This window comes from Hylemonella sp. P2_B10 (assembly GCF_056404875.1).
The window spans coordinates 723,674-748,229 of sequence record NZ_JBFUDE010000003.1; the positions used below are offsets into that span (position 1 = coordinate 723,674).

Sequence of the window (24,556 nt, forward strand, 5' to 3'; positions counted from 1 at the left end):
AGTCTGAGCAGATCATCATGAAAAAAGCCACCACCACCAAGTCCGCCAGCAAGGCGGCGAAGGGAAAGTTTTCTCTTTCATCCTCCTTCTTCGAGGGCAACGAGCCCTTCAAGTACCGCTGGTACAAGCCCGAGCAAAAGGTGCTGGGCAAGCGCATGGACCAGCACCTGCGCTTTGCCATCTGCTACTGGCACAGCTTCTGCTGGAACGGCTTTGACCCCTTCGGCTATGACGGCAGCTTCAACCGCGACTGGCATGCCGCCGGTGGCGACGGCATGGCCCAGGCCAAACAGAAGGCTGATGTGGCCTTCGACCTGTTCCGCCTGCTGAACGCGCCTTACTTCACCTTCCACGACCGCGACATCGCCCCCGAAGGCGCCACGCTGCGCGAGAGCAACCTGAACGTGCGCCGCATCGGCGAAGTGTTCCAGAAGAAGATGGACCAGACCGGCATCAAGCTGCTGTGGGGCACGGCCAACCTGTTCTCCAACAGACGCTTCATGTCCGGCGCCGCCACCAACCCCGACCCCGAGGTGTTTGCTTACGCCGCCGGTCAGGTGAAGAACGTGCTGGAGCTGACCCACGAGCTGGGCGGTGAAAACTACGTGATGTGGGGCGGCCGCGAAGGCTATGAGACTCTGCTCAACACCAACCTGCCGCGCGAGCTGGACCAGCTCGGCCGCTTCCTGAACCTGGTGGTGGAGCACAAGCACAAGATAGGCTTCAAGGGCCCGGTGCTGATCGAGCCCAAGCCGGCCGAGCCCACCAAGCACCAGTATGACTACGACGTCTCCACCGTCTACGGCTTCCTGAAGCGCTACGGGCTGGAGAAGGAGGTCAAGGTCAACATCGAGCAGAACCACGCGCTGCTGGCCGGGCACACCTTCGAGCACGAAATCCAGATGGCGCACGCGCTGGGCATCTTCGGCTCCATCGACATGAACCGGGGCGACGAGCTGCTGGGCTGGGACACCGACCAGTTCCCCAACAACCTGCCGCAAATGGCGCTGGCGATGTACTACATTCTGCAGGGCGGCGGCTTCACCACCGGCGGCCTGAACTTCGACGCCAAGGTGCGCCGCCAGTCCATCGACCCCGCAGACCTGATCATCGGCCACGCCGAAGCCATGGACCTGTGCGCCCGCGCGCTGCTGGTGGCTGAGAAGATGGTCAAGGACGGCAAGCCCGCCGAACATGTCAAGCAACGCTACGCCGGCTGGGACACCAAGCTGGGCAAGGACATCCTGTCTGGCAAGCAATCGCTGGCCGACCTGGCTGCGTTGGTGGACAAGAAGGGGCTGGACCCGCAGCCCCGCTCTGGCCGCCAGGAGTGGCTGGAAGCGCTGGTCAACCACTACATCTGACGAACAGACCGGCCGGGCGCAAGCCCGCGCAAACCCCGATGCGCGCCGGCTGCGGCCGGCGCCCAATCAATGGCTGAAGCCCGCAGAGGCGACAAAGAGGAGACAAGCCATGCAAACAACCATCAGGCAACTGCTTTTGCGGCACGCCGGCAGCTTGCTGCTGGCCGCTGCCGCGCTCACACCCTGGCAGGCCGCGCAGGCCAAGGACGAGCTCGTCGGCGTGTCCTGGTCCAACTTCCAGGAAGAGCGCTGGAAGAAGGACGAGGCCGCCATCAAGGCCGCGCTGGCCGCCGCTGGCGCCAAATACATCAGTGCCGACGCCCAGGGCTCCAACGAAAAGCAGCTGGCCGACATCGAGGCGCTGATCGCCAAGGGTGCCAAGGCGCTGATCATCCTGGCCATGGACGCCAACGCCATCCTGCCCGCCGTGGCCAAGGCCAAGGAGGCCAAGATCCCGGTGGTGGCCTACGACCGGCTGATCCAGGACTCTGGCGTGCTGTACCTGACCTTCGATAACGTGGAAGTGGGCCGCATGCAGGCGCGTGCCGTGCTGGCCGTCAAGCCCAAGGGCAACTACGTATTCATCAAGGGCTCGCCCACCGACCCAAACGCTGACTTTCTGAACGCCGGCCAGCGCGAGGTGCTGAACCCGGCCATCGGCAAGGGCGACATCAAAATCGTCGGCGAGCAGTACACCGAAGGCTGGGCGCCCGAAGTGGCCCAGCGCAACATGGAGCAGATCCTGACCAAGAACGCCAACAAGGTGGACGCGGTGGTGGCCTCCAACGACGGCACCGCCGGCGGCGCCATTGCCGCGCTGCGCGCGCAAGCACTCACCGGCGTGCCCGTGTCAGGGCAGGACGCCGATGTGGCTGCGCTGAATCGCGTGGCGCGGGGCGAGCAGACGGTGACCGTGTGGAAAGACGCGCGCGCGCTGGGCAAGGCGGCCGGCACCTACGCCGCGCAGCTGGCTGCAGGCACCAAAGCCATCGCCATCCCCGGCGTGACAACCTGGAGCGGTGGCACCAAGAGGCTGCCCATCCCGGCCATCTTTTTGAAGCCCGAGGCCATCACGGCTGACAAGCTGCAGCTGGTCATCACCGCCGGCTGGGTTACCAAGGCCCAGGTGTGCGGCGGTGTGCTGCCGGCCAAGGCGCCGGCTGCCTGCAAGTGACATCGTCCTGGCTGGAGCGGGCGGGCCTGGACGCCCGCTTCGTGTCGCTGCTGCTGGCACTGGCTGCCATCTGGGTGGCGCTGGGCCTTGCCACGGGCGGCATCTTTTTGTCGCCGCGCAACCTGTACAACCTGTCGATACAAACCTGCGTCACCGCCATCATGGCCTGCGGCATGGTGTATGTGATCGTGGCGCGGCAGATCGACCTGTCGGTGGGTTCGCAAATGGCCTTCATCGGCATGCTGGTGGCCTTTGTGCAGACCGAGTGGCTGGGGGCGGAGACAGACCATGTGTGGGCTGTCTCCATCGCGCTGGGTGTGCTGGCGGGTTTGGCGCTGGGGCTGTTCCAGGGCTGGTGGGTGGCTTATCGCGGCGTGCCGGCTTTTGTCGTCACGCTGGCGGGTTATCTGATGTTTCGCGGCGCCGCCTTTTTGGTGGCCGATGGGCAAACGCTGGCACCCCTGTCCACCACGTTCGCCCGTCTGGGCGGCGGCGTGCAAGGGGCCATAGGGCCGGGGTGGAGCTGGGCGCTGGGCTTGCTGGCCTGCGCCATCGTGCTGGCGCAGGTGGTGCAAGCGCGCCGCTCGCGCGCCCGCTACCAGGCCGCACAGCCACCGCTGTGGGCTGATGCGCTGAAGGTGCTGCTGGCCTGCGCCGCGGTGCTGGGCTTTGTGGAGGTGATGTGCGCCTACCCCGACCCCGCCAGTTCGCTGGACGCCGGCGTGCCGGTGGGCAAAGGCATTGCCGTGCCGGTGCTGATCCTGGTTGCCGTGGCCGTGCTGCTGCACGCGGTGGCGCAGCGCACCCGGCTGGGCCGCTACGTATTCGCCTACGGCGGCAACCCGGAGGCGGCGGTGCTGTCGGGCCTGCCCACGCAGCGCGTGCTGCTCGCCGTCTTCATGCTGATGGGTGCGCTGGCGGCCATAGCGGCCAGCATCACCACCGCACGGCTGAACTCGGGCACGCACTCCATAGGCCAGATGGCCGAGCTGTACGTGATTGCCGCCACGGTGATAGGCGGCACGTCTTTGGCCGGCGGCACCGGCAGCATCCCCGGCGCCATCGTCGGCGCGCTGCTGATCCAGAGCCTGGACAACGGCATGGTGCTGATGGACGTGTCCAGCGCCAAGCGGCAAATCTTCATCGGCCTGATCTTGATCGGCGCCGTGTGGTTTGACCAGGTTTACAACCGCAGGCGGGGGCGGTGATGGCAGCGAGCGCGGCCATGCAGCAACAGGGCACGCCGCTGGTGGATGTGCGCGCGTTGAGCAAGCACTTTGGCGGCATCCAGGCGGTGGACAGCGTCAGCTGCATGCTGCACGCCGGTGAGGTGGTGGGCCTGCTGGGCCACAACGGCGCGGGCAAGAGCACGCTGATCAAGATGCTGTCGGGCGTGTTCCCCGCCGACGCCGGTGACATCTACGTCAACGGTCAGCCGCACCGTTTCACCAGCCCGCGCGATGCCCGTGCCGCCGGCATAGAGACGATTCACCAGACGCTGGCGCTGACCGAAAACCTGGATGCACCCAGCAACCTGTTCCTCGGCCGCGAGCTGCTGACCCCCTGGCGCACGCTGGACACCGACCGCATGGCGCACGAGGCGCTGCAGGTCATCCGCAAGCTGAACCCCAATTTCACCGACATGCGCAAGCCCGTGCGTGCCATGTCTGGCGGGCAGCGGCAAACGGTGGCGATTGCCCGCGCGCTGTACTTCAACGCCCGCATCCTGATCATGGACGAGCCCTGCGCCGCTTTAGGACCGGCCGAAACCCGCATGGTGCTGGACACCATCCAGCGCCTGAAGGCGCAAGGCATAGGCATCTTCCTGATCAGCCACGACATGGCCGATGTGTTCGAGGTGTGTGATCGGGTGACGGTGATGAAGAATGGGGCGGTGGTGGATACGGTGGCCGTGGCTGATGTGACGCAGGATGAGGTGCTCGGCATGATCATTCTTGGCCAGCCCGCAACATTCCGTTCGGGCTGAGCCTGTCGAAGCCCTCTGAATTCATCTGGCGCCGCACATACCCCGACTGGCAAGCGCGCTGGGCGTCCGCATTGGTTCTCCGGCGTGCTCGCGGTGGCAGGCCCGTCTCACACTGATTGGACTGGCCTCAACGTTGCTCTTGGTTCGGATAACTGCTCGTGGGCACGAATGAGCGCCTGCGCCCCAATGCGGCCACCCGGCATGCTGGCGGGACGTGGTCGGCGGGCCTCAAAATCCTCGTGCCCTTACTGTGAAGTAGAAACTGTTGTTGGTGCATTGGGTTTGTTCGTCGTCTTAGCTACCGCCAGTTCAACGGTCCAATTTCCCCCTGGTTCTTGGTGAAGCGCCAGCAGGTCATAGGTTTTGAGCATGTTGACAAGTCCGGAGTGACCAAAGGTTTGAGGAGAAAACGCGGGGTCAGCACGACGCAAGTACTGTCCGAGAGCGCCAACGTGAATTCGGCCGTCAGATGTATCAGCAGCCAAGAGCCTGACTGCTTCGACTACAGATTTGGGTCGCATTTTCGGCTTTGCCGTGCCAGAGGCTTTGACTGCTTGGGCTACGGTGGACTCCAACCCGAGCGCTTCTAAAGGCACCCATTCAAAAAATTGGTCGCTGGCGTTTCTCAGCGCATCCGGTGATTTGGCTTCGCCAACGATGTACACCGTGGCACCGCGTTCACGCAGTTTGCGACACAGGTGAGCAAAGTCGGAATCACTTGTGACGAGGCAAAAAGTTTCGGCGCGTCCGTCGAAATGTGCCTCCATCGCGTCAAGCGCCAGAGCGATGTCAGAAGTGTTCTTGCCAGCGGCATATTGGTATTGCAGACATGGTGTAAAGGCCAGTCTGACCAGTGCTTCTTGCCATTTGTTGGCCAGCGTACTGTGATTGCCGTACCCGCGGCGTAGCACGACGCGGCCGAATTGGGCAACAACGCGTAATGCGTATTCAAGAATCTCTGGTGTTGTGTTGTCGCAGTCTGCTAGGACTGCAACTCGAAAACTGGCGTTCGAGTCTGATTGCGCCATGGCCTCTCCCCATACACTCTGATTTGTGCATGATATCGAGGCTCTTGCACGCAGTCACGTGCAGGCTTATGCCGTATGAGAAACAACTGAAGGGACGCCGCAAAACCTGGTTTCAGATGTCTTCAACCAGGTATTGAAATGTGTCGTGCCGTCTAAACGAGACTCACACCCGCCCCGCCATCTTCATAGGCGGCCGCAACCTCGGCGCCGCGTCCGACTGCCGCCGCACCAGCTTGAAGTCCATCACGATGTGCTCCGGCGGCTCGGGCTCGTTGTTGCGCCTTGCCTTGATCTGGCGCACCAGCAGGTTGACGGCAGCTTCGGCCATGGCGGCGATGGGCTGGCGCACGGTGGTCAGCTCGGGCCAGATGGTGATGGCCAGGGCGGTGTCATCGAAGCCGGCCACGGTCAGGTCGCCTGGCACGTCCAGGCCCAGGCGGTGGGCGATGGCCACGGCGGCGGCGGCCATGTCGTCGTTGCTGGCGAAGATGGCGGTGGGGCGCTGCTCCAGGCCCAGCAGGGTTTCTGCCGCGTCCAGGCCCGAACGGTAGGTGAACAGGCCTTGCACCACCAGGTCGGCCGAATGGGGCGTGCCGCTGTCTTTCAGCGCCGCCTTGAAGCCGGCCAGGCGGCGCGCGCTGGCGGTTTGGTTCGGGTGGCCGATGATGAAGCCCAGCCGGTGGTGGCCCAGTGCCACCAGGTGGCGCGTCATGGAATAGGCGGCGTGGTAGTCGTCAATGCTGACGGCGCTGACACGCTGGTCGGGCTGGCCGCAGGCCACCGCCACCGCAGGGGTGGTGGATTTGGCGATCAGGTCGATCAGGCCGGCCGAGTCGCACAGCGGCGGCGGCAGGATGATGCCGTCCACGCCGTTGGCGATCAGGTCGCGGGCGGCTTCCTCTTCATGGTTGCCGGCCTCGCACTTTTCCACCACCAGCTGCACATGGTTCAGGCTGGCCTGGTTCAGCAGGCCGACCAGGAATTCGCTGAGGTAGCCCGCTGACGGGTTGCTGTACAGGAACCCCAGGCGTATCGGTTTGGAGCCGGCCAGGCGGCGTGCCGCCTGGTTGGGCATGTAGTTGAGCGCGGCCACGGCGGCGTTGACGCTCTTGCGCGTGCTTTCGCGCACATTGGTCTCGCCGTTGACCACGCGCGAGACGGTCATGGGCGACACGCCCGCCATGGTGGCCACATCGGACATGGTGGCCACGCGGCGCTTGCGCTCGCGGCTGACTTCCGCCTTCACCCGTGTCCTGGTCATCTGTTTTGGTAGCTTGGAATGCACAAATTGTAAACAGGCACGGGGCAAGCATGCCCCGTGCCAATACCTCTCACTTTAACCGCAGGCACCGGCCGCGAGGGCCGCCCACCCCCTCGCACCCCCCATGGCGGCCCTCGCGCCAGTACTCTTGCGGTTGTCAGCCATCTGTTGCAAGGCCCATCAGAACTTCGCGCGCAGACCCACCACGTAGGTGCGGCCGGGTTGGTATTGCGTGAAGGTGGCGTTGGAGAACTGGAAGTACTGCCGTTGGATGGAGTTGCCCAGGTTCACCACGTCGAAGGTGATGGTGGGCCAGCCCTTCTTGTCCAGCACCCGCTCCAGGTCCACGCTGGAGGACATGTCCAGCTGTTGGTAGGGGTCTTGGAACAGCGCGGCCAGTGCGATGCCGTTCTGGTTGGCGTTGGCGATCTGGCTGCCCTGGTTGAAGGTGCGCGAGAAGCGCAGCATGTAACCATCGTACTGGTAGTAGGCCGTGAAGTTGTTGGTCATCTGCGGCACGCCCAGCGCGATGAAACCGCCCGTGCCTTCACCGGTGGCACCCTGGTGGGTGAAGGTGACGTTGGCGGTGACGCCAAAGCCCTTCACCGGCAAGATCTTGTCCAGCGGCTGCACCCAGCCGATTTCCGTGCCCTGGATCTTCAGGATGCCGCCGGCATTGCGCGGCCGGGTCAGCACCACGCTGGCCGTGCCCGGGCCGCCGCGCGCGGTGATGGCGTCCTTCTGCGACTGCGTCAGCGAGTCATACGTCACGCCGTAGGCAGCCAGGCTGCTGAACGGCTGGGTGACGTTTTCGTTGACGGTGAAGCCGTTGATCTTCTTCTGGAAGAAGGTGGCCGACAGGTAGCCCTCGCGGCCGGTGTACCAGTCCAGCCCCAGGTCGATGTTGTCGGAGATGTACGGCTTCAGCTCGGAATTGCCCACCGAGCCGACGTCTGCCGACGGCGAGCTGAAGTTCAGCGTCGGCCGCAGCCCATCCGGGTTGGCGCGCGTCATGGTGCGCGACACGGCGGCGCGTGCCACCACGTCGGAGCGCAGGTTCAACGCAGCGGTGAACGACGGCAGCACGTTGCTGTAGCTGGAGGTCACGTAATTGAAAGGCGAGATGCTGGGGTACAGGCCGCCGTTGGTCAGCGTGGCGTTGCGCGGGTCGGTCGTCGTCACCCCGAAAGCGCCCACGGTCTGGTCGGTCTGCACGTAGCGCACGCCGGCGTTGTAGCGCAGCAGCATGTCGGCCGGGCGTGCCTGGCCGTTCAGTTCCACGTAGATGCCCTTGGTCTTTTCCTGGATGTAGCCGGCGCTGGCGCCGGTATTGGACGAGGCGGTGTCCGGCGCTGCGTCGGAATAGGCCTGGTAATTGGTGTCGGTGCGGAACTTGTCCCAGTTCACCGTCACGAAGCCGAGCGACCCGGGTGTCAGGTAGTTGGCCAGGCCAGCGTTGGTGATGATGGAGCCTCTGTACACCAGCGGCGTGTTCTGGCCGGCGGTGGAACCCGTGCCGTAGCCGGGATAGACCGACGCGTAGCTCACGCCCGGCGTGCTGGCGCCGTTGCAGCCCGGCAGGCCGCTGTTGGGGCCCGGCAGCACCACGGAAGGGTTGTTGCCGCAGACGGCGGACTGCCAAGCGTTGGTATTGTCCTTGGCGCGGATGCGGCGTGAGATGTCGTCAAAGGCAAAGCCGGTCTTGACGGTGAACTCCTTGTCGCCCCAGGTCAGGTTGGCGCGTACGCCCTTGGTCGCGGTCTCGCGCAGCTCTTCCTGCTGATTCACGCGTCCACCATTCCATTGCATATTGGCCGGGTTGTTCAGGTCCAGGTTGGTGGTGATGCTTGGAATGCCGCCTGTCGTGTTGTTGAAGCTGACGGTGGTGCCGTTGCCCAGCAAGCTCACCGGGCCGACGGTGGGCGAGTCGCGGTGGAAGCTGCTCTTGGTCCAGTTGATCTGGCCGTCCAGCTTCCAGTCCTTGTTGATCTTCCACTCGAAGCCGGGGTTGATGCCGTACAGCGTCACATCCTCGGTATAGGGCCGGAACTCCAGGAACCACTGGGCGTTGGTGTAGGTGCCTTTGGTCACCACGCAGCCGTCGGCGCAGTCCGTGCGGTCTACCTGCATGTTGATGGGCACCATGGCGCCGTTGCGGCCGATCCAGTTCATGTCCTGGCGCACCATCTGGTTCTTCTTCTTGCTGGCCATGGCGTCCACGTAGCCGTAGAAGTCGGCGTTGGGCTTCCATTCGGCGCTCACCACGCCGGTCCATTTGTCCTTGGTGCCGTACTCTTCCATCGTGCGGCCCAGGCGCGGGATGATGGCGTTGTCGATCTGCTGGATCGTCAGGCCCGGGTTGTTGGCCAGCAGGAAAGCCTGGTCCACGGTGGCGCCGGTGGTCAGCCCATTGCCGGCATTGGCCGGCACGGTGCCGGGGATGGTCCAGTTGCCGCCGCCGGTGTTGTTGCGGGTGGCCGAGGTGTTCTGCGTGGCCGACAGGTTGGGGTTGGTCCAACCAATGGTCTCAAAGCCGGTGGTGCGCACCTTCATCTTGGACCAGGCGAATCCGCCCAGGATGCCGAAGGTGCCGTCAGTGGTGGTGCTGCCCAGGACGGAACCGCGGCTGCCCCACTTATCGGCCACCTGGTTCTCCACACCCTGCAGGTTGTAGGCGAAGAATTTGCCGGGATTGTCAAACGGCCGCGCGCTGCGCATGTTGACGATGCCGGCGGCGCCGCCTTCCAGCATGCCGGCGGTGGGGCTCTTGTTGACCGTGACGCTGCGGAACAGGTCGGTGGGCAGCAGGTCCAGGTCTACCTCGCGGTTGGTGTTCTGGCTGTCGGTGCGGCCGGTGGAGGCGACAGCAACAGGGCCGCCGTTGAGCAGGATCTTGGTGAAGCTGGTGCCCAGGCCGCGGATCTGAATGTTGATGCCTTCACCGGTGATTTCGCGGCTGATCTGGATGCCGGGAATGCGGTTGATGGACTCGGCGATGTTGCTGTCCGGGAACTTGCCCAGGTCTTCGGCAAAGATCGAATCCTGAAAGCCCACGGCTTCACGCTTGTCACGCGTGGTGGACTCCAGGCTGGCGCGAAAGCCGGTGATCTCAACGGCGGGCAGGGCGGCTGTGGTGGGGGTCGAGGGGGTGGTTTGGGCATAGGCCTGGGCCATCAGCCCAGCCAGCGCCGTCAGGCCAAACAGCACGCGGCTGCTGCCCGGCGCGCGCAGGCCCGGTTTCCTGCAATGCTTGTGCATGGTCTTGTCTCCTGTTGTTGGGCCGTCATCAGCCCACTGTTTTTGAATTGCGAAACTTCTGTTGCTGTTAACACTAAATGTTAGCGTGAACATTTTTAGTGTACGTGCAGCGAAATCAGACCCGTAATGCGTGTTTTCCCTAGGGTGTCGCAATGAGGGAATTTGAGGGGTCACCCGCGGCCGGGTGCATACGGAAAGCGGATGGCTTTGTACTCTTGCAGACTCTTGGCCGGCGGCTTGGCGCCGGCCGGCAACGGCAGGCCGGAGACGGACTGGAAATAGGCCACGCAGGCATCGCGCCACCACTGGGCTTCCAGCACTTGCTGGGCCAAGCGCTGGTCGGTGTCGGCAAAGCGCTGGGGGTCGATGTCGGCTTTCAGGGCTTGCCAGCGCTGGCGCAGCTCCTGTGCCTGCGTCACACCCAGGTCATAGCGCGCCACGATCTCCTGCCATAGCGTGCGGCCTGAGGGCATGGCGTACGCCCAGGGCAGATGGTGGAACCACAGCAGCAGCTCGGGCGGGGTGCTGGCGGCGCTGCCCCACTGGCGTTGCCAGTAAGGGGCGTATTGGCTCACGGCCTTGCTACCCGTGGTGCTGCGGTCAAAGCCAATGCCGGCCTTGTCGGCGCGGTGGTAGTAGACCGGGTTCCAGTCGGCGCGTTTCAGGTCGTCCACCCAGGGGCCGGGGCCGTGGTGGTGGCCGGTGGCCATCAGGTGGTGCAGGCCCAGCGGTGTCATGTAGTTGACCACCGCCTCGCGCGACAGCAGCATCATGCCGGTGATGGTTTGCACCACGCGCGGCTCGGTGCTGAAGGTCTGCTGCGCCCATTCCTGCGCCAGCGCGCGGGCGCTCAGGCCTGGGTCCCAGGCCAGGCGGCCATAGGCGTACCAGTTGGCCTGGTCGAAGTGCGAGCCGCTCCAGTTGCGCGCACTGCCGATGTTCGCGACGCCGGCGATTGCCGTCGGGCGGCCGGGGTGCTGCTGGCCGGTGATCACCTCGGCCACGGTGGGGCCTGCACCAGCCTTATCACCCGCCACGTGCGTGTCCACCTTCAGCACCTCCTCATACATCGCGCCCAGGTACACCAGGTGGGTGGCAAAGCCCAGGTATTCCTTGGTGATCTGGAACTCCATCGCCAGCGGCGTCTTGGGCATGGCGCCGAACAGCGGGTGGAAGGGTTCGCGCGGCTGGAAATCGATGGCGCCGTTCTTCACCTGCACGATGACGTTGGGGGCGAATTGGCCATCCAGCGGCTTGAATTCGTCAAAGGCCTGCTTGGCGCGGTCGTCGGGGTTGTCCGGCGAGTAGACGAAGGCGCGCCAGAACACCAGGCCGCCATGCGGCGCCAGCGCCTTGGCCAGCATGTTGGCGCCGTCTGCATGGTTGCGCTTGTAGTCCTGCGGGCCGGGTTGGCCTTCAGAATTGGCCTTGACCAGGAAGCCACCGAAGTCGGGGATGGCGCGGTAGATCTCGCTCGCCTTGGCTTGCCACCAGGCGGCCACGGCCGGGTCCAGCGGATCGGCGGTGGGCGTGGCGTGCAGTTCCAGCGGGGTGGAGAAGCGCACCGACAGATAGACCTTGATGCCGTAGGGCCGCAGCACATCGGCCACTGCGGCGGCCTTGGCGATCCAAGGTGCGGTCAGCACGTCGGCCTTGGCGTTGACGTTGTTCAGCACCGTGGCGTTGATGCCCAGCGAGGCATTGGCGCGGGCGTAGTCGGTGTAGCGCGGGTCGCGCACGGCGGGCAGCTCCCACCAGTTCCAGATCGATTCGCCGGCATAGCCGCGCTCCACGCTGCGGTCCAGGTTGTCCCAGTGGTTCAGCAGGCGGTGCTGGATCTTGGGGGCGGATTGCACATCCAGCCGGCCCAGGTCAGCGCCGGTGCTGGCGGCGCGCAGCCAGGCGAAGGCGCCATACAGCAGGCCGATGTCGCTGTTGGCGGCAATCAGCGTCACCGGGCGGCCCAGCCATTGGGTGCTGCGCAGCAGGTAGCCCTGGGAGCCCAGTGCGGCCAGCGGCAGTTTCAGCTCTGCCAGCGCCGGCAGGGAGGCGGGCGTGGCCAGCACCAGGGCACCGGTTTGCGGCTGCTGGGCGCTCGCCAACGCCTGGCCTGTCAGCCCACGCACGCCGCGCTGCAACTCCGCCACGGCCGCCTGCACGGTGGGTGACTGGGCGTTGCCCACCATCAGCGTGCGCGCGTGCTGCTGCACTTGGGCGCGGGCGGTGGGCTCCAGCAGGCGGTAGCGCAGCCACAGGTCATAGCCGTCCTCGTCGACAGGGCTGGAGGCTATGGCGGGGCTGAGCAGGCCGAGCGCCAGCGCCAACAGCGCCAGGGCCCGGAACAGGCGGTGGATCATGGTGTCTCCTGGTTTTTATGGATGCGGCGCGGCTGTGCCTGGTTCACAATCCCCCAATGGATGTGAGCGCAACCATTGCATCATGCCATAGCCAACAGGAGCAAGACGTTGATGAAAACCACTAGCCTGACCGCGTCGTCCCCCGCAGATGCCATGACCATGTCGCGCCGCCGCGCCACCCAATTGCTGGCGGGCTTAGGCGGTGCCGCCTGCGCCAGTCTGCTGCCGATGCGCTACGCCGGCGCCACCGAACTGCCGCCCAGCAGTGAAACGCCGTTGAAAACGCTGGCCGCCGCCAAGGGCATGTACTTTGGCAATGCGATGGGCATCGTGAGGGACGACAGCGACAAGCGCGTGCGCTTCCAGGACCCCGGTTACCGGGCCCTGATGGCGCGCGAGTGCAGCTCCATCGTGGCCGAGAACGAGACCAAGTGGCAATACCTGCAGCCACGCCCGGGGCAGTTCAACTTCGCGCCGGCAGACGAGATGCTGACCTGGGCGAAAAAGGAGGGCATGGCGCTGCGCGGCCACACGCTGGTGTGGCAAACACCCAAGTGGCTGCCGGACTGGGTCAACGCGCACAATTTCGGGCCTGAGCCGTCCAAGGAAGCCGAGCGCCTGATGCGCGAGCACATCACCGCCGTGTGCAAACACTTTGGCGACAGCATCTACAGCTACGACGTGGTCAACGAGGCCATCGACCCCAAGACCGGCGAGTTGCGCGTCAACGTGCTGAACAAGGCCATGGGCAATGACCCGGTGGCGCAGATCGACTACGCCTTCCGCCTGGCGCGCGAGCACGCGCCCAAGGCCCAACTGGTCTATAACGATTTCATGCACTGGGACGGCCCCAACCACCGTGCCGGTGTGCTCAAGCTGTTGCAGGCCATGAAGGCGCGCGGCACGCCGGTGCAAGCGCTGGGGCTTCAGGCCCACATTGGGGTGGACGGTGAACCGGCTGCCGAACGCGCCCACCGGCAGCGCGAGTGGCGCAAGTTCCTGGACGAGGTCACGGGCATGGGGCTGGACCTGCTGATCACCGAGTTCGATGTCAACGACGGCAAACTGCCGGCAGACATCCCGTCGCGCGACGCCGCCGTGGCGGCTGAGGCGCGCGAGTTCCTGGACATCACGCTGAGCTACCCGCGTCTGCGCGACTTTCTGCTGTGGGGCATGGCCGACCACCTGAGCTGGCTGCAATCCTACTATCCACGTGCCGACGGCCAGCCGCAGCGCTGCACGCCGTTTGACGCGCAGCTGCGCGCCAAGCCGCTGCGCACGGCGATTGCCGATGCCCTCAAGGCGATGCCGGCGCGCACGAAATAGCCCCCACGGTCGCTCACTTCGTGTAGCTCCCTGGACAGGCCGATGGCCAGAGGCCATGGCTCTTCAGCCCGTCCCAACCTGCGCAGGCAGGTTGTGAGCCGCGGGCTTCAGCCCCTCGGGGGCCGCAAATTCCCTTGGGGCGGCCCGGCGGGAATTTAGTCCGCCAAAGGCTGGTAGTCAAACCAGTCGAAATCTGCCGGCGGCATGGCCGCGTCCTTGGCTGTGCCTGCCGTCGCGTACAGGCCCATGAACACGCCTGTGAAGCCACCCGCCCGCTCAGACGACAGCGGCTGCGTGGGCGCGCTGCCCATGGCCTGCGGCGCGGCGCCGCCCTGGCTGAAGCTGAAGGCATAGCTGTCCGGCGTGGCCTGCACTTGCAGCATCACCGGCCCGGGCGCCAGCGGCAGCGTTTTCAGCACCACCGACTGGCCGGCGATGCGCAGCACCAGTTCCACCTTGCGCTGCGGCGCGCCGGTAACGCGCAACAGGTAGTGGTTGGCCTCGTTTTGCCGCAGCACCAGGCCGGCACTCTGGCCCTCGGCGCTGGGCGTGAAGTCCAGCAGCGTGGCGGCGCGCGCATGCAGGTGCTGTTGCAGGCGGCCGACGAAAGCGGGCGTGGCAATGTCTTCCAGCGTGGCGGCGCTGCCTTTCAGACGCAGCATGCCGGGCCTCTCGGTCAGCGACCACAGGCCACTGGCCCTTGTGCGCAGCGTGACCCAGTGCAGGGCCAGCTTGGGGGCGGTGAAGTCGTCGCGCACAGCAGGCTGGGGCCAAGGGGCGCTGGGTGGCAGGCCGGCGGCCGGCATCGTCATGGCCAGCGGCTGGCCGTTGTTGACCTGCAGCCAGCCATCCGCTGTCCAGCCGGCAGGCGCCAACAGCGTCTCGCGGCCGATGTGGTGCTGGCGCTGCTGGTGGCGTATGCCCAGCAGCGTGACCCACCAGCTGCCGTTGGTGGTCTGCACCAGGTCGCCATGGCCGACAGCCTGCAAAGGCAGCTGCGGTGCGTTGCGGTGTGTCAGGATGGGGTTGCCCGCGTAAGCCTCAAACGGCCCCCAAGGGCTTTTGCTGCGCGCCACGGTGAGGCTGTGCTCGTAGGAGGTGCCGCCCTCGGAGATCAGCAGGTAGTACCAACCGTTGTGCTTGTACAGGTGCGGCCCCTCGGGCCAGATGCCGCCGGTGCCGCGCCACACCAGCCTAGGCGCTTCCTTCAGCTCGCCGGTGGCGATGTTGATCTCGGCCTGGAACACGCCACCGTTGCGCCCTTCGCCATGGCGGGTGTAATAGACCTTGCCGTCGTCGTCGAAGAACAGCGACGGGTCCATGCTCCAGCTCTTTTCCTTCACCCAGAGGGGTTCGGACCATTCACCGGCCGGGTCTTTGGTGGTGACGTAGAAGCTGCCACCGTTGTCGATGTTGGTGGTGACCAGGTAGAACGTGCCGTTGTGGCAGCGCAGCGTGGGCGCGAAGATGCCCTGCGAACTCTTCTGTCCCACCAGCTGCAGCTGGCTCTCGCGCGTCAGCGCATGGCCCACCTGGCGCCAGTGCACCAGGTCCTTGCTGTGGTAGATGGGCACACCGGGGAAGTACTCAAAGCTGCTGGTGGCCAGGTAGTAGTCATCGGTGTTGCCCATGCGGCACACGCTGGGGTCGGCATGGAAGCCGCTGAGCACCGGATTGCGGTAAGTGGCGGGCTGAGCCTGTGCTGAAACCACGCAGACAACAGCGGCCCCATAAAGCGTGGCGCGCACCAAGCGCCACGAAGCTGTCAACCAAGCGGCGCACACCACTTTTCCTTGGTGACGGCTGTTCAACATCATCGGCCGCACCGCTTTTTCAGCGCCTCCAGCGGCACCGCTGCCGCCATCGCGCGGAAGCCCGCAGGCGAGGGGTGCAGGCCGTCGCCCGAGTCCGCCTCCTTGCTGAAGCGGGTCGGTTGCGCGGCGTCGCGCGTGGCAGCGTCAAAGTCGGCCACGGCGTCAAAGGTGCCGCTGGTGCGTATCCAGGTGTTCAGCGCCACGCGGTCGGCCTCGTTGTCGGCGTTGGGCCGGTAGTAGTCGGCGTTCATGTAAGGCGTCAGCGTGCCGCCGATGACGCAGATGCCGTGCGCGTGCGCCCGCTCCACCAGCTGGCGGTGCGCCAGCATGATGTCGTCCAGCATGCGCTGGCGCGCCTGCGGCGTGTCGTCGCCATTGCGGTGCAGGTTGCCCATGTCGTTGACGCCAATGATCACCACCACGTGCGTCACGCCGGGGCGGGCCAGCACGTCGCGGTCCCAGCGCGCCGCCATGTTGGGGCCCAGGCCGTCGCGCAGCACACGGCCGCCGCCTATGCCCACGTTGACCACGCCCATCTGCGGGCCGTCGCGGCGCAGCCGCTCGGCCAGCACGTCGGGCCAGCGGTTGTTGCCGTCGGTGGTGGCGCCGTGGCCATCGGTGATGGAATCGCCCATGGCCACCAGCACGCCCACGTGCTTGGGGGCAAGCACTTCCACGTCAGACAGCTGGTACCAATGCACCACCTTGGTCGCCTGCGGCCAGGTGGCTTCCATCACCTGGTTGCCCTTGGCGACGAAGCTGGTGGCGCGCGAGCCGGGGTGGCCGGTCTGGCGTATCGGCTCGCCCTTGAAGTGCATGCTGACAGCCAGGTCGGCGCCCGGCGCCAGCGCGAAGGGAACCGGGTCGCTGTAATACTCAGCGCCGGCCGGAATCATCACGCTGGCGCGGCCGTTGAAGGTCAGCGCCTTGGCCGAGCCGGCCTCGATGTCGGTCTTGCCCGCCGCCAGCGCCTTGGCCACGCTGGCGGCCTCGACAAACAGCGGCGTGGTGCCGAACGCATTGCTGACGCGCACCCGCAACTGGCTGCCACCCAGCGACACGCGCACGATCTGGCGCAGGCTGGCATCGCGCCACAGCTCGGCCGGCAACTCGTTCTGCGGCTCAGGCAGCTGCTGCGCCGCACCCCAGGTGGCCACCCAGTGGTTGGCACCGTTGGCGGTGGGTACGTCCGCGCCCCATGCGGTGGCGGACAAGCTCAAGGTGGCGGCGGCCAGCAACAGGCCGCCAAGGCAGGCATGCCGCCCGCGCTGACGTGATGGCATGAGAAAAGTCTCCTGGTTTGTTCTGATGAAAAGTGTCTACCTGTTCTGGTATGGTAGCGCTATTCATTTTGTGGTGAAGATATGGTAGCGGAAACATTTGAGCCCCACAGTGCGGGTAAACCAGGGGCGGCGCGATGACGGTGGATCAGCGCGGCGGCAGCCCGCGCGTCACCGGCATGCAGGTGATCCCGGTGGCCGGCCGCGACGGCATGTTGCTGAACCTGTGCGGCGCGCATGCGCCATTTTTCATCCGCAACATCGTCATCCTGAAGGACAGTGCCGGCAACACCGGTGTCGGTGAAGTGCCGGGGGGTGATGGCATTCTGCGGGCGCTGAACAACGCGGTGCCGCTGGTGGTGGGCAGCGAGATTGGCCGCTACAACCGCACGCTGAACGCGGTGCGTGCCAGCCTGACCGGCGGTGGCGGCGACATGCAGCACCAGGTGACGTCGGCCGCCGAGGCTGCCGTGCTGAAACAGCCGCACGAGATCAACCTGCGGCTGGACAACGTGATCACCGCCGTGGAGGCCGCCTTGCTCGACCTGCTGGGCCAGCACCTGGGCCTGCCGCTGTGCGAGCTGTTGGGCAGCGGCCAGCAGCGCGACGCCGTGCCCATGCTGGCCTACCTGTTCTACCTGGGTGACCGCAGCCGCACCGACCTGCCCTACCGGGACGGCGCCGGGCAGCACGGCTGGTACCGCCTGCGCCACCAGGAGGCCTTGACGCCGCAAGCGATTGCCGAGCAGGCCGCCGCCACGGTGGACACATACGGCTTCAAGGATTTCAAGCTCAAGGGCGGTGTGATGCGTGGCGAGGACGAGATGGCGGCGGTGGCGGCCATCAAGGCGCGCTTCCCCGACAGCCGCGTCACGCTGGACCCGAATGGCGCCTGGTCGCTGAAGCAATCCATAGCCCTGTGCCAGGGCCAGGGCCACATCCTGGCCTATGCCGAAGACCCTTGCGGGCCGGAGCAGGGTTACTCGGGCCGCGAGGTGATGGCCGAGTTCCGTCGGGCCACCGGCATCCGCACCGCCACCAACATGGTGGCCACCGACTGGCGGCAGATGGCGCACTCGCACCTGCTGGGCGCGGTGGACATCCCGCTGGCCGACCCGCATTTCTGGACCATGCAAGGCTCTGTGCGCCTGGCCCAGCTGTGCCATGACTGGGGGTTGACCTGGGGCTCGCACTCCAACAACCACTTCGACATCTCGCTGGCCATGTTCACACACGCTGCCGCTGCCGCGCCGGGGCGCATCACCGCCATCGACACGCACTGGATCTGGCAGGAGGGTGATGAGCGGCTGACCGTGGAGCCGCCGCGCATCGTGGGTGGCCAAGTGGCGGTGCCCAAGGCCCCCGGCCTGGGCGTGCAGCCCGACATGGCGCGCATAGAAGCGGCGCACGCGCTGTACAAGCAGGTCGGCGCTGGCGCGCGGGATGACGCCATCGCCATGCGCTACCTGGTGCCCGGCTGGCAGTACGACCCCAAGCAGCCCAGCCTGGGCCGGGGCTGACAGAGACACAATCCACAACGACACAGAGACCGACCGAACATGATCCGCAACCCGATACTGCCCGGCTTCAACCCCGACCCGTCCATCTGCCGCGTGGGCGAGGACTATTACATCGCCACCTCCACCTTCGAGTGGTACCCCGGCGTGCAGATCCACCATTCCAAAGACCTGGTGAACTGGACGCTGGTGAACCGCCCGCTGACCCGCGCCAGCCAGCTGGACATGCGCGGCAACCCGGACTCCTGCGGCATCTGGGCGCCTTGCCTGTCGTTTGCCGACGGCTTGTTCTGGCTGGTCTACACCGACGTCAAGCGCTTTGACGGCAACTTCAAGGACGCGCACAACTACATCGTCACCGCCCCGGCCATCACCGGCCCGTGGAGCGACCCGGTGTATGTGAATTCGTCCGGCTTCGATCCCTCGCTGTTCCATGATGACGATGGCCGCAAGTGGTTCATGAACATGGTGTGGAACCACCGCACCGAATCCGTGGGTGGCAAGCCCAAACACCCGGCGTTCGACGGCATCCTGATGCAGGAGTGGGACGCCAAGGCCGGCAAGCTGGTCGGCCCGGTGGAGAACGTGTTCAAGGGCAGCGCCCACGGCCTGGTGGAAGGCCCGCACATCCACAAGCGCAACGGTTGGTATTACCTGACCACGGCCGAGGGTGGCACGTCTTACGAGCACGTGGTGACCATGGCGCGTTCGCGCAGCCTGTGGGGGCCGTATGAGATGCACCCGAAGACGCACCTGATCACATCGAAGGACGCACCCGACGCGCCCTTGCAGCGCGCCGGTCACGGCCAGATCGTGGAAACCCCCGACGGGCAGGTCTACCACACCCACCTGGCCGGTCGGCCGCTGCCGGGTATTCAGCGCTCGCCGCTGGGGCGCGAGACCTGCCTGCAGCGCTGCTACTGGGCAGCAGATGATTGGCTGTACCTGGACGGCGGCGGCATGGTGCCGCATGCCGAGGTGCCTTCGCCCGACAACAGCGTACAACCCAAGCCGCGCACCGCCGTGCGGCACGACTTCAACGGTTGCCGCGAACTGCCCATGGACTTCCAATGGCTGCGCACGCCGAAGCCAGAGCGCCTGTTCGCGTTGACCGGAAGCGTGCTGCGCTTGTTTGGCCGCGAGTCGGCCGGCAGCTGGTTCGAGCAAAGCCTGGTGGCGCGGCGGCAGGAAGACTTCAACTTCCGCATCGAGACCAGCGTGCTGCTCAACCCCACCACCTACCAGCAGGTGGCAGGGCTAACGCACTACTACAACCGGCAGAAGTTCCACCTGCTGGCCGTGACTTGGCATGAAACCCAGGGCCGGGTGCTGACCATGATGAGCTGCCTGGGCGATGTGCCCGATGGCCGGCTGGAGTTCCCGCTGATGCCCGCCGTGCCGCTGCCGGGTGATGGCCCAGTGCAGCTGGCCGCCACGGTGACCGGCGCCAGCCTGCAGTTCCAGTATGACAACGGCAACGGCTGGCGCAACATTGGCCCGGTGATGGACGCCAGCGTGATCTCCGACGAGGGCGGGCGCGGTGCGCACGCCTCGTTCACCGGCGCCTTTGTGGGCATGCTGGCCTTTGACACCTCGGGTGCTGGATGCCCGGCGGACTATGCCTACTTCAACTACCTGCCGGGGTGAGACCATGAACCATTCCACGTTGAAGCCCCGACGCCTGCTGGCCCTGTGCAGCGCCGTGTTGCTGGCCTGTGCAGCTGGCAGCGCCACTGCGCGCGACTACCGTTCGGCCGACGCCCATGCGCGCGACTACCCGACCACGCTGGCCGTCAAGTACATGGGCGAGCAGTTGAACAAGGCCAGCGGCGGCAAGGACAAGATCAAGGTGTTCGCCGACGGCGCCTTGGGCTCCGAGAAGGACACCGTGGAGCAGGTGAAGATCGGTGCGCTGGACATGGCGCGTGTCAGCAGCGCGGCGTTTCACGGCATCGTGCCGGAGTCCATGATCCCGTCGCTGCCCTTCCTGTTCCGCGACATCGCGCACTTCCGCGCCACCATGTACGGCGCGCAGGGCGACAAGATTTTGGCCGCGTTCGACAGGATGGGCTTCATCGGCCTGGTGATGTACGAGGCCGGCGCGCGCTCGTTCTACGCCAAGAAGCCCATCAAGAGCGTGGCCGACATGAAGGGCTTGAAAATCCGCGTGCAGCCGTCGGACCTGTGGGTCAACCTGGTGAAGGCGCTGGGCGCTTCGCCCACGCCGATGCCGTTTGCCGAGGTCTACACCGGGTTGAAGACCGGGCTGCTGGATGGGGCGGAGAACAACATCCCGTCGTACGACGAGGTGCGGCACTACGAGTCGGCGGGCTTCTATTCCGAAACCCAGCACGTGATGCTGCCCGAGGTGCTGGTGTTCTCCAAGAAGGTGTGGCTGACGCTGACACCCCAGCAGCAGGCCGCGATACGCCAGGCCGCCAAGGAATCCGTGCCCTACTACACCAAGCTGTGGGAAACCAAGGAAAAGGACGCCCGCGCCGCCGTGTTGAAGGCCGGCGCCAAGATCGTGCCGGCCGGCGACATTGACCGCAAGGGTTTCGTCGAGGCCGAGAAACCGGTGTGGGCGCAATATGCCAACACGCCAGAGATGAAGGCGCTGGTGCAAGAGATCACCAGTGCCAAGTGAGGCTGGCAAGCCCATGACAGGTTGGAGGGTTCGCCTGAGTGACCAGGCCGGCCAGTGTTGCAAGGCGTGGGTGCTGGCTGCGGCCCTGTGCGGCCTGGCGTTGTATGCCGGCACCAGCCACGCGCAGACCATTTCGACGAACAAGACGGGCTACCACGACGGCTACTTCTATTCGTTCTGGACCGACTCACCCGGTACCGTGGCCATGGCGCTAGGTGCGGGCGGCAAGTATGCCGTCAACTGGACCAATACCGGCAACTTCACGGCCGGCAAGGGGTGGAAGATCGGCGGGCCGCGTGTGGTGGAGTTCTCCGGCAGCTTCAACGCCGGCAGCAATGGCTACCTGGCGGTTTATGGGTGGACGAAGAAGCCGCTGGTGGAGTACTACATCGTCGAAAACCATGGCGAATGGGAGCCCCCGGGCGCAGAGCCCATTGGCACTTTGGAAAGTGACGGCGGCACCTACAAGATTTACAAGACCTTGCGCGAGAACCAGCCGTCCATCGTGGGCAATGCGACGTTTTACCAATACTGGAGCGTGCGCACGTCCAAGCGGTCGGCAGGGGTGGTGACAACCAAGAACCACTTTGACGCCTGGGCCAAACTGGGGCTGCACCTGGGCAAGACGTTTGACTACATGATCCTGGAAACCGAGGGCTACAAGAGCAGTGGGAGTGCCGAGATGACGGTCAAGAGCGTGAAGCCCCGCAGCCGTCAACCTGCAAAGAAAGAGTGACGCCGTAAGCCTCAAGCACTGGCGGCCACACTGCTGCGTGCAAAGCGCCCCGGGGGCTGGCCCACGTATTTGCTGAACGCGGTGCTGAAGGCGCTGGCGGACTGGTAGCCAACCCGTTCGGCGATCTCGGCCAGCGCGATGTTCTGCGTTCGCAGCAGGTTCTTGGCCAGCGCCATGCGCCAGGCGGTCAGGTACTCCATGGGCGCCAACCCGACCGCCCGCGAGAAGCGGTCAAAGAACGCGGAGCGGGACAGCGCGGCCTTGCCAGCCAGCTCGGCCACAGTCCAGCCATGCGACGGGGCGCTGTGGATATGCCTGAGGGCTGCTGCCAGCCGCTCATCGGCCAGTCCGCGCAGCAGGCCCGCGGGTGCTGTCGTGTCCGGAGCCGATCGAAGCGCCTCGATCAGCAAGATCTCCACCAGGCGGATGAGCACCAACTCCCGTCCCGGGCGTTGGGAAGTCGCCTCGTCGCCAACTTGCCTGACCAGAAGCGCGAGCCGTTCGGCGTCCCGCACATGGATGATGCCGGGCAGCAGCGAGACAAGCAGCTCAGCATCCGGTGAACCGAATTCGAAGTAGCCGCCCAGCATCCGCATCTCCGGTGGACCGTCCGGGGTGCCATGCCGCACCTCATCGGTCGGTGCCGGCAGGGCCTTCGGATCGATGGTCTGTGCAGGCACGCCTCCGGCCCCCGACATCGTGAAGCCAGGGGTTGCCGGCAGCAGTACAAAGTCACCGGCCTGCAGCGCGATCGGCTCGTGCCCATCGACAGCCAGCGTGCAGGCGCCCAGCAGCACCGCACAGAACCCCGGCTTGCCGAACGCGTTGTACCGCACAGCCCATGGGCCGGCTGCGCTGATGCCTTTGGAGAAAACCGCCTGCGGGCGAAGTAGGGAAATGACTTCAGACAGTGGGTCTTTCATTTTGGATCAATGATAACTATTTAACGACTTTTGATTATAGATAATCCGGTTCTTCACGTCTATCGTTGAGCCCATCGCAACACCTGATGGAGAAATGATGATGATGAAAACCGTACTGATCACCGGCTGTTCCTCTGGCTATGGCCTGGCCACGGCACGACACTTCCTGGCGCAAGGCTGGCGCGTGATCGCCACCATGCGAACCCCCCGCCGAGACCTGCTGCCCGCGTCGCCGAACCTGCGCGTGCTGGCGCTGGACGTGACGCAGCCCGCCAGCATCGCCAGCGCGCTGGAGGCCGCCGGCCCCATCGATGTGCTGGTGAACAACGCCGGCGTCGGCCTGTTTGGCGCCTTGGAGGCCACGCCCATGGCGACCATGCGCGACGTGTTCGAGACCAACACGTTTGGCGTGATGGCGATGACGCGCGCCGTGGTGCCGCAGTTTCGCAGCCAGCGCGCCGGTGTGGTGGTCAACGTGACCTCCAGCGCGACATTGGCGCCGATGCCGCTGGTGGCGGTGTACACCGCCAGCAAGCAGGCCATCGAGGGCTTCACCGGCTCACTGGCCCATGAGATGGCCGCGTTTGGCGTGCGCGTCAAGCTGGTCGAGCCCGGCTACTGCCCCGACACAGCCTTCTCGGCCAATGCCGGTCCCCGCATGGCGGGCATGATCCCCGAGGCCTACGGCGCCTATGCCCAGTCGGTCTTTGCGCAGTTCACCCAGGTCGACGCGGTAACGCAGCCTGCAGACGTTGCCGAGGCCGTCTGGCGCGCGGCCCACGACACGACCGGTCAGCTTCGCTTTCCCGCCGGCGCGGATGCGGTCAGGCTGGCGCAATCATGAACAAGATCTGGCAAAGGCTGGCCGGCCTGTCAGTCGGCACTGTCCTGGTGGCTTTCGCGGTCGGGTGCGCAAGCACCGCCGCGCATCGCGCGGATGCCTTGTCGCCGCGCACGCTGGATGAGGTGCGGCAGTCCAGCCCGGCCAGCGATGGTGACGACACCCGGCGCCCCAAACTGGCCGTGGTGCTGGGCGGTGGCGGGCTGCGGGGGTTCGCGCACATTGGGGTGCTGCGGGCGCTGGACGAGGCGGGCTTGCACCCGGACATCGTCGTCGGTACCTCGGCTGGCGCCGTGGTGGGCGCGGCCTTCGCCAGCGGCATGACACCGGCGCAGATCGAGTACGCCGCGCGTGAGGTCAAACTGAGCGCACTGATTGATTGGACCCTCAGCGCCAGTGGCCTGATGCGCGGCGACAACATCTCGGGTTGGATCAACACGCTGACCGCCGACGTGCCGATCGAGCAGTTTCCGATCCGGTTTGCCACCGTGGCAACCGATCTTGCAAGCGGGCAAGCTGTGCTGCTGGACCGGGGTTCCGCAGGCCGGGCGGTGCAAGCCTCCGCCGCTGTGCCGGGGGTGAATGTGCCGGTCACCTATGCGGGAGGGCATTTGATCGATGGCGGCGTGGCCAGCCTGGTACCAGTGCGTTTTGCGCGGGCCATGGGGGCGGATATCGTGATCGCCGTGGACATCTACTGCAACACCCCGCGCTCACCGGGTACGTCCATGCCGACGGTGTTTGTATCCGTCATGCGGGACCAGTCCTGCAAAATAGCGGCGCCCGAAATGGCCGAGGCCGACATCCTGATCGCACCGTCCATCGCCATTGCCGGCATGTCCGCGAAACAGGAGCAGTACGATGCGATCATGAGCGGCTACACGGCGACCTGGGGTGCTCTGAAACAGAATGCTCAGTGGCTGCTCAGAGGCTTGCCAAAACAGGGCGTGAAGGTGGGAGCTGGCGCCCCCGACGGGAATCGAACCCATATCTAGCGCTTAGGAGGCGCTCGTTCTATCCATTGAACTACGGCGGCGGCAGGC

The 24,556-nt window shown here is 65.5% G+C and carries 18 protein-coding genes and 1 tRNA gene; 11 read left to right on the forward strand and 8 right to left on the reverse strand.

The genetic code is table 11. The features are described from left to right. Positions 1-17: 17 nt before the first annotated feature. The 4 genes from xylA (at position 18) to AC1DX2_RS15795 (ending at position 4,525) form a co-directional block, all read left to right on the forward strand. Positions 18-1,364 (forward strand): xylose isomerase, encoded by a 1,347-nt coding sequence (xylA, locus tag AC1DX2_RS15780; protein WP_477197307.1) that lies wholly within the window; start codon positions 18-20, stop codon positions 1,362-1,364. A gap of 109 nt (positions 1,365-1,473) precedes the next feature. Continuing rightward, positions 1,474-2,538, forward strand: coding sequence for a D-xylose ABC transporter substrate-binding protein (gene xylF, locus AC1DX2_RS15785; RefSeq protein WP_477197308.1), 1,065 nt, complete (start codon positions 1,474-1,476; stop codon positions 2,536-2,538). Further along, positions 2,535-3,746, forward strand: a complete 1,212-nt coding sequence (locus AC1DX2_RS15790) for a sugar ABC transporter permease (protein WP_477197309.1) — start codon at positions 2,535-2,537, stop codon at positions 3,744-3,746. The genes xylF and AC1DX2_RS15790 overlap by 4 nt, the downstream gene beginning before the upstream one ends. Further along, on the forward strand, positions 3,746-4,525 hold the full coding sequence (locus tag AC1DX2_RS15795; RefSeq protein ID WP_477197310.1) for an ATP-binding cassette domain-containing protein: 780 nt from the start codon (positions 3,746-3,748) through the stop codon (positions 4,523-4,525). Before AC1DX2_RS15790 ends, AC1DX2_RS15795 begins: the two co-directional genes overlap by 1 nt. A gap of 245 nt (positions 4,526-4,770) precedes the next feature. Here the strand turns inward: AC1DX2_RS15795 and AC1DX2_RS15800 are convergent, their stop codons facing one another. From AC1DX2_RS15800 to AC1DX2_RS15815, 4 genes are all read right to left on the reverse strand, one after another. Continuing rightward, a complete protein-coding gene (locus tag AC1DX2_RS15800) occupies positions 4,771-5,553 on the reverse strand; it encodes an NYN domain-containing protein (RefSeq protein WP_477197311.1) in 783 nt (260 codons plus the stop codon). A gap of 163 nt (positions 5,554-5,716) precedes the next feature. After that, positions 5,717-6,814, reverse strand: coding sequence for a LacI family DNA-binding transcriptional regulator (locus tag AC1DX2_RS15805; RefSeq protein WP_477197312.1), 1,098 nt, complete (start codon positions 6,812-6,814; stop codon positions 5,717-5,719). A gap of 180 nt (positions 6,815-6,994) precedes the next feature. Continuing rightward, a complete protein-coding gene (locus AC1DX2_RS15810; protein WP_477197313.1) occupies positions 6,995-10,072 on the reverse strand; it encodes a TonB-dependent receptor in 3,078 nt (1,025 codons plus the stop codon). A gap of 170 nt (positions 10,073-10,242) precedes the next feature. Then, positions 10,243-12,429 (reverse strand): alpha-glucuronidase family glycosyl hydrolase, encoded by a 2,187-nt coding sequence (locus AC1DX2_RS15815; RefSeq protein WP_477197314.1) that lies wholly within the window; start codon positions 12,427-12,429, stop codon positions 10,243-10,245. 111 nt (positions 12,430-12,540) lie between these two features. Here AC1DX2_RS15815 and AC1DX2_RS15820 point away from each other — a divergent pair, with 111 nt between their 5' ends. Beyond that, on the forward strand, positions 12,541-13,755 hold the full coding sequence (locus AC1DX2_RS15820) for an endo-1,4-beta-xylanase (RefSeq protein WP_477197703.1): 1,215 nt from the start codon (positions 12,541-12,543) through the stop codon (positions 13,753-13,755). A 155-nt stretch (positions 13,756-13,910) separates the two neighbouring features. Here AC1DX2_RS15820 and AC1DX2_RS15825 read toward each other — a convergent pair whose 3' ends face one another. After that, a complete protein-coding gene (locus AC1DX2_RS15825; protein ID WP_477197315.1) occupies positions 13,911-15,467 on the reverse strand; it encodes a glycoside hydrolase family 43 protein in 1,557 nt (518 codons plus the stop codon). 101 nt (positions 15,468-15,568) lie between these two features. Further along, positions 15,569-16,852 carry an SGNH/GDSL hydrolase family protein gene (locus AC1DX2_RS15830; RefSeq protein ID WP_477197316.1) on the reverse strand — a complete coding sequence of 428 codons (1,284 nt, stop codon included), beginning with the start codon at positions 16,850-16,852 and terminating at the stop codon, positions 15,569-15,571. Between the two features lie 134 nt (positions 16,853-16,986). Between AC1DX2_RS15830 and AC1DX2_RS15835 the strand changes: the two genes are divergently transcribed. Genes AC1DX2_RS15835 through AC1DX2_RS15850 form a run of 4 tightly spaced genes read left to right on the forward strand, consistent with a single transcriptional unit; the run spans position 16,987 to position 21,749 of the window. Continuing rightward, a complete protein-coding gene (locus AC1DX2_RS15835; RefSeq protein ID WP_477197317.1) occupies positions 16,987-18,369 on the forward strand; it encodes an enolase C-terminal domain-like protein in 1,383 nt (460 codons plus the stop codon). Positions 18,370-18,408: 39 nt separating this feature from the next. Further along, complete coding sequence (locus AC1DX2_RS15840; RefSeq protein ID WP_477197318.1) at positions 18,409-20,013, forward strand: glycoside hydrolase family 43 protein; 1,605 nt, start codon at positions 18,409-18,411, stop codon at positions 20,011-20,013. A 4-nt stretch (positions 20,014-20,017) separates the two neighbouring features. Continuing rightward, the gene (locus tag AC1DX2_RS15845) at positions 20,018-21,013 is read left to right on the forward strand and encodes a TRAP transporter substrate-binding protein (protein ID WP_477197319.1); all 996 of its coding nucleotides are present in this window, start codon (positions 20,018-20,020) and stop codon (positions 21,011-21,013) included. A gap of 13 nt (positions 21,014-21,026) precedes the next feature. Then, positions 21,027-21,749, forward strand: coding sequence for a glycoside hydrolase family 11 protein (locus AC1DX2_RS15850; protein WP_477197320.1), 723 nt, complete (start codon positions 21,027-21,029; stop codon positions 21,747-21,749). A gap of 11 nt (positions 21,750-21,760) precedes the next feature. Here AC1DX2_RS15850 and AC1DX2_RS15855 read toward each other — a convergent pair whose 3' ends face one another. Further along, positions 21,761-22,672 (reverse strand): AraC family transcriptional regulator, encoded by a 912-nt coding sequence (locus AC1DX2_RS15855; RefSeq protein ID WP_477197321.1) that lies wholly within the window; start codon positions 22,670-22,672, stop codon positions 21,761-21,763. Between the two features lie 103 nt (positions 22,673-22,775). Between AC1DX2_RS15855 and AC1DX2_RS15860 the strand changes: the two genes are divergently transcribed. Both AC1DX2_RS15860 and AC1DX2_RS15865 read left to right on the forward strand, forming a co-directional pair. Next, positions 22,776-23,516, forward strand: coding sequence for an SDR family oxidoreductase (locus tag AC1DX2_RS15860; protein ID WP_477197704.1), 741 nt, complete (start codon positions 22,776-22,778; stop codon positions 23,514-23,516). Then, positions 23,513-24,508 (forward strand): patatin-like phospholipase family protein, encoded by a 996-nt coding sequence (locus tag AC1DX2_RS15865; protein ID WP_477197322.1) that lies wholly within the window; start codon positions 23,513-23,515, stop codon positions 24,506-24,508. Before AC1DX2_RS15860 ends, AC1DX2_RS15865 begins: the two co-directional genes overlap by 4 nt. Here the strand turns inward: AC1DX2_RS15865 and AC1DX2_RS15870 are convergent. After that, a tRNA-Arg gene (locus tag AC1DX2_RS15870) sits at positions 24,475-24,549 on the reverse strand. The two genes, AC1DX2_RS15865 and AC1DX2_RS15870, sit on opposite strands and share 34 nt — an antisense overlap. Between the last annotated feature and the right edge of the window lie 7 nt (positions 24,550-24,556).